The organism is Paenibacillus sp. GCM10027627 (genome assembly GCF_042675505.1).
Lineage (GTDB): Bacteria > Bacillota > Bacilli > Paenibacillales > Paenibacillaceae > Pristimantibacillus.
The window spans coordinates 75421-90348 of sequence record NZ_JBHTHB010000002.1 but is presented as its reverse complement, the minus strand read 5'-3'; the positions used below and the strand labels follow the sequence as shown (position 1 = coordinate 90348).

Genomic DNA, 14928 nt, shown 5'->3' with positions numbered 1-14928 from the left:
ATGACATTGACGCAGCTTAAACAACGAAGTTTGCTCGGCCTGAAAGAGCTTGGCAAAGACGAAATCGAATCCATTTTGGACCGTGCAGCTTATTGGGAAAATCATTCTGAAAAAATCAATCCCGTAAGCCAAGGGAAATTTGCGGCCAACATGTTTTTTGAAAATAGCACGAGGACGAGGTTTTCCTTCGAAGTTGCAGAGAAACGGCTTGGAGCCGAAGTGATTAACTTTTCCGCCGCGGCTTCCAGCGTAGAGAAAGGCGAATCCATCTACGATACGGTACGTACGCTTGAATCGATGGGCATCGACGTTGGAGTTATCCGCTTAAAGCCGGCAGGGGTGCTGGCCGAACTTGCGGAAAGCATCAAAGTGCCTCTTATCAATGCGGGCGACGGCAACAACGAGCATCCAACGCAGGCGCTTCTAGACCTGTACACGATGCGCAAACAGTTCGGTTCGCTGGAAGGGCTGAACGTGTCCATCATCGGAGACATTCTTCATAGCCGGGTTGCGAGATCCAATCTGTACGCGCTTAAGAAATTCGGAGCCAAAGTAAGCTTCTGCGCTCCTCCTAATATGCAAGCTTCCGAGCTTGATGCTCCTTATATTGAAATGGAAGAAGCGCTAAAATCTGATGTCGTTATGATGCTGAGAGTGCAGTTGGAGCGTCACGAAAGCGGAATGCTGAACTCCGCTGAAGCTTACCGCGAGCAATATGGTCTTACGGTAGAGCGCGCGGGCCGAATCGGGAAACATGCGATCATTATGCATCCTGCTCCGGTAAACCGGAATGTTGAAATTGACGGAGAGATCGTGGAGCATCCGCAGTCGCGCATCTTCCCGCAAATGGCAAATGGCGTACCGATCAGGATGGCCGTTATCGAACGAGCTTTGAACTAAAGACGCTAGTGAGTCAGCAGCGAAACAAATCGGAGGGTGAACGAAACTATGTCTTTATGGATACTTAACGGAAATGTATGGAACGAAAAAGCGGGAAAGCTTGAGAAAAAGCACATTCGCGTCAGCGACGGGAAAATAGCGGAGTTCGTAGATGGCGCAGCAAGCGTCGATACGGGAAGCTCCGAATTCATTGACGCCGAGGGCAAGCTTGTATCGGCCGGCTTCATCGATATGCATGTGCATCTCCGCGATCCAGGCTTTGAACATAAAGAAGATATTGTAACGGGCTCACGTTCCGCGGCTAAGGGTGGATTTACAACGATTGCTTGCATGCCGAACACAAGACCGGTCATCGACAAGCCGGAGACAGTCAAATATGTGCTCGACAAAGCCGCTTCCGCAGGTCTGGTCAAAGTTTTGCCTTACGCAGCCATTACGAAAAACGAGCTGGGAAGAGAGCTGACGGACTTCGCGGCGCTGAAGGAAGCCGGAGCGATTGGCTTTACGGATGACGGAGTTGGCGTTCAAAACGCACAAATGATGAAAAACGCAATGGCGCTTGCGAAGTCGCTCGATATGCCGGTTATCGCACATTGCGAAGACGATACGCTGGTCGAAGGCGCTTGGGCGTCGGAAGGCGAATTTTCCCGCAAGCACGGCATCAAAGGGATTCCGAATGAATCGGAAGCGATTCATGTCGGCCGGGACGTTCTGCTGGCAGAGGCAACAGGAGTGCATTACCATGTATGCCATGTGAGCACGGAGCAATCGGTCAGATTGATTAGATTGGCCAAGTCAATCGGCGTGTCGGTGACGGCGGAAGTTTGCCCGCATCACCTGCTGCTGTCGGACGAAGACATTCCGGGTCTGGACGACGCCAATTGGAAAATGAACCCGCCGCTGCGCACGCCGCGAGATGTAAAGGCGGTTATCGAGGCTCTTGAAGACGGAACGATCGACATGGTCGTGACGGATCACGCACCGCATAGCGCTGAAGAGAAAGGGCGCGGCGTTGATCTTGCACCATTTGGCATCGTCGGATTCGAAACGGCATTCCCGCTTCTTTACACGAAGTTTGTAGAGACAGGCAAGTGGACGCTCGGCTTCCTTTTGCAAAGAATGTCCTCCGACCCTTCCCGCGTCTTCCGTCTGGAAACAGGGAAACTGGAGCCGGGAGCTCCTGCCGACTTGACGATTGTAGACCTCGAAAGCGAACGAGCAGTGGACCCAACGACATTCCTGTCGAAGAGCAACAACACTCCGTTTGGAGGATGGCAGCTTAAAGGATGGCCGGTAGCCACGATTGTGGACGGCAAAATCGTCTGGAGCGAATAAGACTCTCGGTTTGAAATAGAAGGAATTTAATTTGAATCATTAAGAACACCAGAGGAGTGATACGGATGCAAGCAAGACTATTGTTGGAAGACGGAACGTTGTTTACCGGTTTGTCCTTCGGAGCGGAAGCGCAAATGATGGGCGAGGTTGTTTTCAATACGGGCATTACGGGATATCAAGAGGTTTTGTCGGACCCATCCTACTGCGGTCAAATCGTCACGATGACTTACCCGCTGATCGGAAATTACGGCATTACGCGCGACGACTTTGAAGCTGTCCGCCCTTACATCCATGGCTTTGTCGTACGCCGCCACGAGCCTGTGCCAAGCAACTGGCGCGCTCAATACTCGCTGGGCCAGCTTCTTAAAGAATACGGCATTCCGGGCATCAGCGACATCGACACTCGCATGCTTACCCGTAAGCTTCGCCACTACGGCACGATGAAAGGCCTGATCACAACAGGCAACGAGCGCGTAGAAGAATTGGCAGAGCGCCTGAACCTGTCGAACCTGATGACGGATCAAGTAGCCCGCACTTCCACAAAGCATGTTTTCTCCAGCCCAGGCACGCGCGAGCGTATCGTTCTGGTTGACTTTGGCGCAAAAAGCGGCATTTTGAAGGAGCTTACGCAGCGTGGTTGCGACGTCGTTGTTGTGCCTCATGACACGACAGCAGAACAAATCCGCCGATTGGCGCCGGACGGCATTCAGCTGTCCAACGGCCCTGGGGACCCGAAAGACGTTCCTTATGCGGTACAAATGATTTCCGAACTGCTCGGCGAATTCCCGATCTTCGGCATCTGCCTTGGGCATCAATTGTTCGCTCTTGCATGCGGAGCGGATACGGGCAAGCTGAAATTCGGTCATCGCGGCGGCAACCATCCGGTGAAAGAACTGGCAACGAACCGCTGCTACATCACTTCCCAAAACCACGGGTACACGGTAGTGGAATCGTCCGTTGAAGGAACGGAGCTGGAAGTGACGCATATCAACAACAACGACAAAACGATTGAAGGTCTTAAACATAACAAGTTCCCGGCGTTTTCGGTACAGTACCATCCCGAAGCGGCTCCTGGTCCGTTTGATTCCAGCTACCTGTTTGATGAGTTCCTGGATATGATTCGCACGCACAAAAAAAACAACCCACCAAAACCTCGTCAGGCTGTGCTGTCGGAGACGTTGAAAGGAGAGCTTCACTATGCCCAAAAATAATGAACTCAAAAAAATTCTCGTAATCGGGTCCGGCCCGATTGTCATCGGACAAGCGGCGGAGTTCGACTATGCCGGCACTCAAGCTTGCCAAGCGTTGAAAGAAGAAGGCTACGAAGTTGTATTGATCAACAGCAACCCGGCGACCATTATGACAGATACTAACATGGCCGACAAAGTGTATATCGAGCCGATTACGCTTGACTTTGTTTCCCAAATCATTCGCCAGGAGCGTCCGGACGGATTGCTGCCAACGCTCGGCGGACAAACAGGTTTGAACATGGCGGTTGAGCTGGCGCGTGCAGGCGTTCTGGAACGCGAAAACGTGAAGCTGCTTGGCACGCAATTAATAGCGATTGAAAAAGCGGAGGACCGCGACCTGTTCCGCGAATTGATGCGCGAGCTGGAGCAGCCGGTTCCTGAGAGTGAAATTGTGACTACGGTAGAAGACGCGGTAGCATTTGCGAACAGCATCGATTATCCGATTATCGTTCGTCCTGCTTATACGCTTGGCGGAACGGGCGGCGGCATTTGCGCGAATGAAGAAGAGCTGCGCGAAATCGTAGCTTCGGGTATTCGCTACTCTCCAATCAACCAGTGCTTGATTGAAAAATCGATTGCGGGCATGAAGGAAGTTGAATACGAAGTTATGCGCGATGCGAACGACAACTGTATCGTAGTCTGCAACATGGAAAACTTCGACCCGGTTGGCGTGCATACAGGCGACAGTATCGTCGTAGCGCCTTCCCAAACGTTGTCCGACCGCGAATATCAAATGCTTCGTTCCGCATCTTTGAAAATTATTAGAGCGCTGAACATCGAAGGCGGCTGCAACGTACAGTTTGCCCTCGATCCGCACAGCTACCAATATTATGTCATTGAAGTAAACCCTCGTGTAAGCCGTTCGTCGGCGCTTGCTTCTAAAGCGACGGGATACCCAATTGCGAAAATGGCGGCAAAAATTGCAATCGGCTACACGCTTGACGAGTTGGTTAACCCGGTTACCGGCCAAACTTACGCTTGCTTCGAGCCTACTCTTGACTATATCGTATCAAAAATTCCGCGCTGGCCGTTCGACAAGTTCGTTGATGCGAACCGCAAGCTCGGCACGCAAATGAAGGCGACGGGCGAAGTGATGGCCATCGGCCGCACGTTCGAAGAGTCGATTCATAAAGCGGTTCGCTCGCTTGAAATCGGCGCGCACAGGATTCATTTGAAAGAAGCTCATTTACTTGAAGAAGAAGTGCTTCGGAACCGTCTTGCCAAGCCGGACGACGAGCGCATGTTCTTGGTAGCGGAAGCGTTCCGCCGCGGCTTCTCCCTGCAAGAGCTGCAAGACATTACGAAAATCGACTGGTGGTTCCTCGACAAAATTCAGTCGATCGTAGCGTTTGAAGACCGTTTGCGCAAAGAGGCAACTTTGTCGCTGCAATCATTGTACGAAGCGAAGCGCAAAGGTTTCTCCGACCGTTCTATTGCAGAAATCCGCAAAGAAGGTTTCCCAAGCGGCAGCCATACAACAGAAGCGGATGTTCGCGCATTCCGTCTGCAAAACAACTTGAAGCCCGTTTACAAGATGGTTGACACTTGCGCAGCTGAGTTTGAAGCGACCACTCCTTACTATTACTCCACTTATGAAGTGGAAAACGAAGTAACGGAAAGCGACAAGCAAAAAGTGCTTGTACTTGGTTCCGGCCCGATCCGGATCGGCCAAGGCATCGAGTTCGACTACTCGACCGTTCATGCGGTATGGGCGATTCAAAAAGCCGGCTACGAAGCGGTTATTATCAATAACAACCCGGAGACGGTATCGACGGACTTCAGCACGTCCGACCGCTTGTACTTTGAGCCATTGTTCTTCGAAGACGTTATGAACGTCATTGAGCAAGAAAATCCAATCGGCGTTATCGTTCAGTTTGGCGGCCAAACGGCAATCAACTTGGCGGCGCCGCTGGCGAAAGCGGGCGTACGCATTCTGGGCTCCAGCCTGGAGAGCATCGATGCTGCGGAAGACCGCAAAAAATTCGAAGCTTTGCTTCGCAGCCTGAACATCGCTCAGCCGGAAGGCAACACGGTTACTTCCGTAGATGAAGCAGTTGTAACGGCACAGAAGCTGGGTTATCCGGTATTGGTTCGTCCATCTTACGTCCTCGGCGGACGGGCGATGGAAATTGTATACTCCGACGAAGAATTGCTGAGCTATATGGAAGTAGCGGTCAAAATCAATCCGGAGCATCCGGTTCTGATCGACCGTTACATGCTGGGCAAAGAAGCCGAAGTTGACGCGATCTGCGACGGCGAGACGGTTCTGATCCCGGGCATTATGGAGCATGTTGAGCGCGCAGGCGTTCACTCCGGCGACTCGATTGCGGTATATCCTCCGCAATCGCTCTCGGACGACATCAAAAACCAAATTATCGAAATTACGATCAAAATTGCAAAAGAGCTGAAAGTCATCGGCCTTGTCAATATCCAGTTCGTTATTCATCAAGAACAGGTTTACGTCATCGAAGTAAACCCGCGCTCCTCGCGTACGGTTCCTTTCTTAAGCAAAGTGACGAATTTGCCAATGGCGAACCTGGCGACAAAAGCGATTCTTGGAACAAAGCTTGCTGAGCTAGGCTACACCGACGGCTTGTGGCCGGAAGACGAATACGTATCCGTAAAGGTTCCGGTATTCTCCTTCGCCAAGCTGCGCCGCGTTGACCCGACCTTGACGCCTGAGATGAAATCGACGGGTGAAGTAATGGGCCGCGACGTTCAATATGCAAAGGCGCTTTACAAAGGTTTGATCGGCGCTGGCATGAAAATTCCGACTTCCGGCGCAATCGTGGCGACGGTAGCGGATAAGGACAAAGCGGAAGCAGTCGAACTATTGCGCGGCTTCTACAATATCGGCTACAAAATTTTCGCAACGGGCGGTACTGCGGATGCGCTTGAGGCGGCAGGCCTTTATGTCACTCGCGTCAACAAGCTGAGCGAAGGTTCGCCGAACATTCTGGACTTGGTACGCGAAGGCAAAGCGCACTTTGTCGTCAACACGCTGACCAAAGGCAAAACGCCTGAGCGCGACGGCTTCCGTATCCGCCGCGAAGCGGTTGAAAACGGCGTTGTCTGCATGACATCGCTTGATACGGTACGCGCGTTGCTGAACATGATGGAGACGATCAACTTCTCCTCCCATGCGATGCCGGTGGTCATTCAGAAGTAAAAAGATAAGCTGAAGCTTCTGGAGCCCATCGGTGCTTCAGAAGCTTCAAAACTATATAGAGAGGGGAATGACGATGGGGCTGACAAGAGAACAAGCCGCCGGGCGGATTATGGTTGCGCTCGATTATCCGGATGCCGCTGCGGCAGAGAAACTCATGGAGGAACTGAAGGGCATTCCCTGTTATATGAAAGTTGGAATGCAGCTTTTTTACGCGGCCGGACCGTCCTTTGTGGCAAGCTTGAAGGAGCGGGGCTATTATGTGTTTTTAGATGTAAAAATGCATGATATTCCGAATACGGTCAAAGGAGGCGCGAACAGCGTCACCCGTCTTGGCGTGGACATGTTCAACGTTCATGCGGGCGGAGGCAGCGCCATGATGGAAGCGGCTTTGGAAGGCGTGGATTCCGCTCTCGCAAGCGGTGCGAAAAAACCTTCCGTTATCGCCGTTACTCAATTAACGAGCACGAGCCAGTCGGTTTTGAATGAGCAAATCGGCATCGCAGGTTCCGTCGAGGATGCCGTCATTCGTTACGCCAAGCTGGCAAAAGCGGCAGGACTCGACGGCGTCGTAGCTTCGCCTTCCGAGGTCGTTTCCATTAAAGAAGCTTGCGGCGCAGCATTCCAGACGGTAACCCCTGGCATTCGCCCAGCCGGTGCCGATCTTAACGATCAATCACGCATCATGACGCCTGGAGAGGCGCTTCGTCAAGGAACAAACTTTATGGTCATCGGCCGTCCGATTACTGCGGCGGCAAGCCCGCGTGCTTCATTGGAATCTATTATTGAGGAGCTGATCTCAGTTGAGTAACGTTACACTGGAAGCTTTACCGAACGAAATTGCAAAACATTTGCTGGAAATCGGAGCGGTTGCGCTTAGTCCAAACGAGCCGTTTACATGGACGTCCGGCCTGAAATCGCCGATTTATTGCGACAACCGGTTAACGATGGCCTATCCGGAAATTCGCGAGCTGGTAGCGGAAGGTTTCGCGGCCGTCATCCGCGAGCGTTATCCGGACGCGGACGTTATTGCTGGCACCGCGACAGCGGGCATTCCGCATGCGGCATGGGTTTCGCAAAAGCTGAACTTGCCGATGGCGTATATTCGCGACAAGGCGAAAGGCCATGGCAAACAGAATCAAATTGAAGGCCGTATAGCGCCTGGCCAAAAAGTAGTTGTGATCGAGGATTTGATATCGACAGGAGGCAGCTCCATTAAAGCGGCGCAAGCGGTTGTAGAAGCCGGTGCGGAAGTTGTAGCTGTACTCGCAATCTTTACGTATCAATTCCAAAGTGCGACACAAGCGTTTGAGGCTGGTGGCTTTAAGCTGGAGACGTTGTCCGATTATTCCGCCTTGATTGAAACAGCGGTACAGCTTGGCAAAGTGGCGGAGTCGGATGTGGCGGCTTTGCAAGCGTGGAGAGAAGATCCGCAATCGTTCGGAAAATAACAGCGTTCCGTTAGGCATTGCAGCATACGAAGCACGAGAACAAAGCATGGCCCCCTAATGGCGGGCTGTGCTTTTTTTGTTTCATTTTCAAACCCCACATATTACCACACGTTTTTTCTTTGTAAATTTGAAATTTTGCTTTTATTTCGGCTATGGTTACCCGATATATCGATATAAGTGCTTTTAAGATAAGGAGCGGGTTGTTATGAAATTGTCGTTGCGTTTGAAACTTTCTTTGTTGGCGGTCATTCCTCTTATTTTTTATGTAGGGACGGGGCTATATCTAATAGGAGAGGAAAAAGCGGTATACGAAGTGATGTCCAAAGAGCTTTACGAAAAAGTCAACCAAGTGGATACGCTGGTGTTAAATGCAGACCGCGATTTATATCAAACGTATTCGGCTTACTTGCGCCTTGAAACGGGCAAGGCAGAGGGCGCCGTCTATGAAACGGCGGAGAAGGAGATGGCGGAAAATCGGGATCAAGCGATTGAGCGTATCGCAAACGCCAAATCGATTATGGCATCTTCCGATCTGCTGCACTTGGCATACGGGGAGTCCGGCCGGCAGGCGGGCGATATTTTGGACTCGTTCGAAGCAAGCTTCGGCAGTTGGTACGATGCCGCGCTGGCGGCTGTAAAGGACGGAGTGGCCAAACCGATTAATCAGGAGCTTGACGCCGGTTTTTTAACAAGCCGTACCGGAATTGACGAGGTTGCCGTCAGCATAGACGAATATGCGAATCGTAAAATTAAAGAGATCGGCGACCATTTAACGAAGACACAAAGGAACGTCATGATGGGGATGATAGCGGTCGCCATCGCTCTTGCTGCTTTCTGCTACTTTATGATCAAACGTTTGATGACGACGATCAGGCTTGTTGTGCAAAAGTCCAAGCTAGTTAGTGAAGGCGACCTAACTTCGCCTAAGGATGCAAAGTATTCGAAAGACGAGCTTGGCCAAATCTCGCAGTCGGTAGACGAGATGATTGACAACGTCAACGGGCTTATCGCGGGCATCAAAGCGAGCGCCGAGAAGGTAAGCGTTGCTTCCGGAGAGTTGTCCCTGTCGGCGAATGAATCGGCTGCAGCTTCGCAGCATGTCGCCCTCATCATTCAGGAAGTAGCCGAAGGATCGGAAATTGGGGCGCGTGGTGCGGAAGAAACGTCGAGAGCAATTGAAGAAATGGCCGTCGGCGTTGGCAAAATTGCGGAAAATACGTCGGTTATTGCGGATAGATCCGTTTCTACCGTTAATCAAACGGCAGATGGACGAGCGGCTCTTGAGCGGCTTGCCGAACAAATGAACGAGGTGAACGATGTCGTTGGCCGGCTATCGTCTACCATTTCGTCTCTGGAGGAGCGTTCGAAACAAATTGGGGCGATTGCTGAAAATATTACGGCGTTTTCCAATCAAACGAACATTTTGTCGCTTAATGCTTCGATTGAAGCTGCCCGCGCTGGCGAGCACGGAAAAGGTTTTGCCGTAGTCGCTGGCGAAATTCGCAAGCTTGCCGCCAGCTCGCTTGAATCTGCGGGAAGCATTAACGATTTGGTCGCCTTCACGCAAAAAGAGATTGCCGGCGCTTCCGCGTATATGCAGCAAACGACGCAAGTCGTGGAGCAGGGAAGCGAAAAGATGAAGGATGTTAGCCACAATTTGAATTTGATTGCGGCCGCCGTCCATGAGATGACGGAGCAATTGCATGAAAACTCCGCCATAACCGAGCAGATGTCCGCAAGCTCCGAGGAGGTCAGCGCTACGATGGAGCAAAGCGCCCATGCGGCGCAAGCGAATTTAACGAAGACGGAAAGCGTAGCGGCTGCGACGGAAGAGCAGCTGGCGCTGATGGAAAATATTTCGGCGGCCTCCGGCAGCCTGGATGAAATCGTGCGCCAGCTCAGCAAGGAAGTCGCTCATTTCAAAGTTCGCACCTAATGCCCGAAGCTGTCCCCGGCCGCTTTTCCTCGCCACGGACAGCTTCTTTTTTGGCGTATAAAGGATGCGGAAAAAATGTTTGACAGAAGTTTTCATTAATCGTAACTTTCTTATACTTATTACCGTCTAAGTAGTTAGATTAGAATTATGAAGAGGTATAGAGAGGATAGGGGGGAGTAGAAACGCCTATGGCCATAACTCAAAATGAAGAGTTAAAGAACGAACAGGCGCCGGCGATAGAAGAAGGACCGGCCGATCAGGAGGCCCATTCGCATTCCGCCGAAAGGGCTGAAACGCTGTTGACCGTTCAAGCTGTTGAGAGAACTTTTCAAGTAGGCGGCAACGCTCTCCATGTATTGAAGGGAATTCAAATGGAAGTGAAGAGGCGCCAATTAGTTATGTTGAAAGGGAGATCGGGCTCGGGGAAGACGACGCTGCTCAATTGCCTGGGCGGCCTCGATACGCCGAGCAAAGGGGAAATTCGCTTTAACGGCGGGCCTTTCAGCACGATGAGCGACGACGAAAGAACGCTGGTGCGTCGCAAAAGCATGGGGTTTATTTTTCAGGCTTTTGCCCTGATGCCGCTTCTGTCCGCTTGGGAAAATGTGGAGCTGTCGCTTCGCATGGCGGGTACGCCGCGTACCGAGTGGAAGGATAGGGTAGCGGAATGCCTAGAGCTGGTTGGACTGGAGAAGCGGATGCATCATCGTCCCTTTGAGCTGTCCGGCGGCGAACAGCAGCGTGTAGCCATCGCAAAAGCGATTGCGCATCGCCCGATTTTGCTGCTGGCCGACGAGCCGACTGCCGAGCTGGATACGAACATGTCCGCGCAGGTCATGGCGGTTTTCCAAAATATTATTCGCACTGAAAACGTCTCAATCTGTATGACTACACATGATCCTACAATTTTGGAGGTTGCCGACCATGTCTATGAAATGGTGGACGGGAAGTTTATTTAAAAAATCTTTGATCGTTGCGATGAGCACGACAATTGTATTTACTAGCGGATGCTCGCTATTGCCTGATGAGAAGGCTGAGGAAGTGCTGCCGGAAATCGTTCCGCCGCAAATTTCCAAAAAGCCGGAGCATGTGGTGACAACTAAGACGCTTGAATCCAAAGTTCCGGTTATCGGAAAGCTCATTTCCTTGAAGGAAGAAACGCTTTATTTTACGATGGAGAACTCGCCTTTTGTCAAAGAGATTTACGTGAAGACTGGCGATAAAGTAAAAGCGGGCGACATGATCGCGGTGCTGGACGTGGAAGACATGCAAAAAGCGCTTAGAGATGCGCGGCTGGCATTCCGCAAGGACGAGGTGGAAATGAAGGATACCCTTCGTAACCGCGACGAAATGGAACCGCTTGATTTTGAAATGAAACAAATCGCTTTTGAAGAGAAGCGGCAAAAAATTAGCGATATGGAAGAAGAAATCGCAAAAGCGACGCTTACTGCGCCATTTGACGGAACGATCGTTTCGGTCAGCGTGCAGAAGGGCGATCAGGTGAAAAAATATGCTCCGATCGCGATCGTAGCAGATACGGCGCAAATTACGGCTGCCGCAAAGCTGACCAAAACGGACTTGGAAAAAGTATCCATTGGCATGGAAGTAGCTGTAAGCATTAGCAATGTCGGCGATTTTAAAGGGAAAATTAAGCAGTTGCCAGTGAAATCGACAGAGCAGGACAATGGAAACGGCGGTATTCCGGGCGGAGAAGTGAAGCCGGAGAGGCCAGAAGACTTTATGATTTTAGAGCTGACTGGACTGCCTAAAAATTTGAATCGCGGTACGCCGATTTCGATTAATGTCATTACAAAGCGGACGGAAAATGCAATTGTCATTCCTCCTTCGACACTGCGCAATATCGGAGCTCGTTATTACGTACAAGTCATCGATAAAGACGGCAAACGCGAAGTAGACGTCGAGGTCGGTCAGCAAACGGCGACGGCCGTAGAAATTATTAGCGGACTAGAGCCCGGACAGAAAGTTGTAGGTAAATAGCAATGGGTATTCCGCTGTTTCGATTTCTATTCCGCAAAATGTGGAATACGCGTTGGCTGACGTTAAGTACGCTGGCGGGATTGACGCTTGCCGTCGCCTTTGCAACCAGCATTCCGATGTATGCCGACGGAGCGCTCAAACGAGTCGTTGCGAAGTCGCTGCAGGAGAAGAGCGAGGGCATGCCGGCTGGCTCCTTGTTAATGAGGTATCAGTCTACGCCAGGACAAAATACAGATTTGAAATCTCTCGCCGAGCTAGAACAATATATTAAAACAGTAGTGCCTAAAGACATCGGATTTACATACGACACTTATTTAAAAAGTTATGCTATCCGAAGCGGCGACGTTGTGCCCGAAGATCCAACAAAAGTAGATGCGGGCCGCAACAGGCAGCTTACGCTCATGACGATGTCTGAACTCGAGGGACATTCCGAGCTTGCGCAAGGGCGCTGGTTTGCCAAAGGAGCAGGCGATTCCAAGTTGATTGAAGCCGTCATGCTGGAGGAAGCGATGTTCCGCAACGACATTCATATCGGCGATGTGTTTGAATATCCGGTATACGGCGGTTTGAACTTGACGCTGAAAGTAAAAATTGTCGGCGCAGTCAATCCGAAAGACGCTGCGGATTCCTATTGGTATCAAGGGCTGGACAGCATGCTCGGCACCTTGCAAATTAGTGAAGAGGCATTCCAAAAGGTACTGCTTGAGCAGTTGAAAATCCCTCTTCAAAACGCCGGATGGTATTATGCATTTGATCTTTCCCAAGTCAAAACAAGCCAGCTTTCGCCGCTTGGCAAAACGCTGGAGCGTCTTAACATCGAGCTGTATCAGCGGTTAAAGGAAACGCGGGTGGAAATTTCATTCGCTTCCATGCTGACGGAATTTAAGAAGCAAAGCCTGCAATTGCAAACGCTTTTGTTTACGCTGGCTGCGCCTATGATCGCCATGGTCTTTTTCTTCATTGCGATGAACGCCCGCCAGTCGCTGGATAAGCAGCGCAGCGATATCGCAGTTCTCCGAAGCCGGGGAGCAGGAACGCGGCAAATTATTTGGATTTATTTATTGGAAGGGTTGCTGCTTGGCTCGATCGCGCTTGCCAGCGGTCCGTTTATTGGCTGGTTTATGGCGAAGAGCATCGGTTCGGCCGACGGCTTTCTATCCTTCGTCAACCGCAAATCGATTCCGATAGGTTTCTCTACGGAAGCGATTATTGCTGGCGGAAGCGCGGTATTGCTTGCGATTTTGGCTACCGTTATTCCGGCCGTCATTTATGCACGGTCATCGATCGTCAGCTACAAGCAAGAGCTGGCACGCTCCGATCGCAAGCCGGTTTGGCAGCGCTGGTTTCTCGACGTTTTGCTGCTCGGCGGAGCGGGCTACGGCTGGTACATGTTTAACGAGCGCCAAATGCTTACGTTCCAGACAGGCATGACGACAGATCAGCTTAATGTGCAGCCGTTTCTATTTTTTGTGCCGGCACTGGCGATTTTTGCATTGGGACTTTTTTTCCTGCGGTTGTTCCCGTGGTTGCTGCGTTTCTTCAACTGGCTCGGGAAAAAGTTTTTGCCGGTACCGCTTTATTTGACCTTGACCCAACTATCGCGGTCATCGAAAGGCTATTATCCGCTTATGATTTTGTTGGTGCTGACGTTGGGTCTTGGTGTTTACAACGCTTCGGCGGCACGGACCATCGATCTCAACTCTACGGAGCGCACTCTATATAAATACGGATCGGATGTCATTATTCAGACCGTATGGCATGGAACTCCCGAAGTGACGAAGCCTCCTAGCGGAGGAAACGGCGGGGGCAATGGAGGCGGCAACGGCGGAGGAAACGGTGGCGGAAATGGCGGAGGCGGCAATGGAGGAAACGGCGGGGTACCGTCGCGAATTCTATATAACGAACCACCATTTGAACTGTTCCGAAAATTGGAGGGCGTTGAGGCGGCAGCCCGCGTTCTCACGACGAAGGGCAATGTAGTCGTCTCCGGCAAATCGGTTGGCCAAGGCAATATTATGGGGATCGACAACGTCGATTTCAACAAAGTGGCTTGGTTCAGGGATGATTTGTACCCGGTTAATCCGGTGCATTATTTAGCGAATCTCGGAAAAGTCGAGAATGCCGCTATCATTCCATCGGGCGTCGCGGAAAAGTATCAGCTAAAGGCTGGAGACACTGTTTCCGTTGGCTTCCAGGATGGGATGATCGATTTCTACATCGTGGGCATTTTGCCGTATTGGCCAACCCAATACCCGGACAAAGCGCCGTTTGTTATCGCGAATTTGGATTACATTTACGATCAGGTGCCAATGATTCCTTACGAGGTTTGGCTGAAGATGAAGCCGGATGCCCTCGTTAAGCCAATCGTGGAAAAGCTTCAAAAAGAAGGCATTGAGCTTGTTTCAGTTAAAGATGTACGGACGGAGCTGATTACCGAGTCCAAACATCCGACAAGAGGCGGCGTATTCGGCATATTGAGCCTTGGTTTCCTCGTTTCGGTAGTCATTACGCTCGCCGGCTATATTTTATATTGGTTTTTCAATTTGTCCGGCCGCGTCGTCCAATTCGGCGTGCTTCGCGCCATGGGCTTGTCGCGCAGGCAGCTTACAGGCATGCTGCTGTTGGAGCAGCTCTTTACGGCGGGGCTTGCGATTGGCCTCGGCGTCCTCATCGGCAAGGTTGTTAGTATTCTGTTCCTGCCATTTCTGCAAACCGCGGAAAATGTGGCAGAAACGGTGCCGCCTTTCCGGGTCGTATTCGAAGCCAAAGATACGAATCAACTATTTATCGTCGTAGGATTTATGATGTTAGTCGGCGCAGCCATTCTATTCCTGCATATCCGCAGGCTGAAGGTGCATCAAGCCGTGAAAATGGGAGAGGAGCGTTAACGGC

General features: G+C 51.3%; 10 protein-coding genes. All 10 read left to right on the top strand.

What is annotated here, in order from left to right; all coding sequences use genetic code 11:
* The 10 genes from ACFQZE_RS08450 to ACFQZE_RS08405 all read left to right on the top strand — a co-directional run bounded on the left by ACFQZE_RS08450 (window position 1) and on the right by ACFQZE_RS08405 (window position 14924).
* The gene (locus ACFQZE_RS08450) at window positions 1-900 is read left to right on the top strand and encodes an aspartate carbamoyltransferase catalytic subunit (RefSeq protein ID WP_379355747.1); all 900 of its coding nucleotides are present in this window, start codon (window positions 1-3) and stop codon (window positions 898-900) included.
* 48 nt (window positions 901-948) lie between these two features.
* Window positions 949-2235 (top strand): dihydroorotase, encoded by a 1287-nt coding sequence (locus tag ACFQZE_RS08445; protein WP_379355745.1) that lies wholly within the window; start codon window positions 949-951, stop codon window positions 2233-2235.
* A gap of 65 nt (window positions 2236-2300) precedes the next feature.
* The gene (locus ACFQZE_RS08440; RefSeq protein ID WP_379355743.1) at window positions 2301-3446 is read left to right on the top strand and encodes a carbamoyl phosphate synthase small subunit; all 1146 of its coding nucleotides are present in this window, start codon (window positions 2301-2303) and stop codon (window positions 3444-3446) included.
* The gene (carB, locus tag ACFQZE_RS08435) at window positions 3433-6654 is read left to right on the top strand and encodes a carbamoyl-phosphate synthase large subunit (RefSeq protein ID WP_379355741.1); all 3222 of its coding nucleotides are present in this window, start codon (window positions 3433-3435) and stop codon (window positions 6652-6654) included. Before ACFQZE_RS08440 ends, carB begins: the two co-directional genes overlap by 14 nt.
* A gap of 73 nt (window positions 6655-6727) precedes the next feature.
* A complete protein-coding gene (gene pyrF / locus ACFQZE_RS08430; protein WP_379356980.1) occupies window positions 6728-7462 on the top strand; it encodes an orotidine-5'-phosphate decarboxylase in 735 nt (244 codons plus the stop codon).
* A complete protein-coding gene (gene pyrE, locus ACFQZE_RS08425; RefSeq protein ID WP_379355739.1) occupies window positions 7455-8102 on the top strand; it encodes an orotate phosphoribosyltransferase in 648 nt (215 codons plus the stop codon). The genes pyrF and pyrE overlap by 8 nt, the downstream gene beginning before the upstream one ends.
* A 205-nt stretch (window positions 8103-8307) precedes the next feature.
* A complete protein-coding gene (locus ACFQZE_RS08420; RefSeq protein WP_379355737.1) occupies window positions 8308-10038 on the top strand; it encodes a methyl-accepting chemotaxis protein in 1731 nt (576 codons plus the stop codon).
* Between the two features lie 188 nt (window positions 10039-10226).
* The gene (locus ACFQZE_RS08415; protein WP_379355735.1) at window positions 10227-10997 is read left to right on the top strand and encodes an ABC transporter ATP-binding protein; all 771 of its coding nucleotides are present in this window, start codon (window positions 10227-10229) and stop codon (window positions 10995-10997) included.
* A complete protein-coding gene (locus tag ACFQZE_RS08410; RefSeq protein ID WP_379355733.1) occupies window positions 10963-12036 on the top strand; it encodes an efflux RND transporter periplasmic adaptor subunit in 1074 nt (357 codons plus the stop codon). The genes ACFQZE_RS08415 and ACFQZE_RS08410 overlap by 35 nt, the downstream gene beginning before the upstream one ends.
* A gap of 2 nt (window positions 12037-12038) precedes the next feature.
* Window positions 12039-14924 carry an ABC transporter permease gene (locus tag ACFQZE_RS08405; RefSeq protein ID WP_379355731.1) on the top strand — a complete coding sequence of 962 codons (2886 nt, stop codon included), beginning with the start codon at window positions 12039-12041 and terminating at the stop codon, window positions 14922-14924.
* The last annotated feature ends 4 nt before the right edge of the window (window positions 14925-14928 follow it).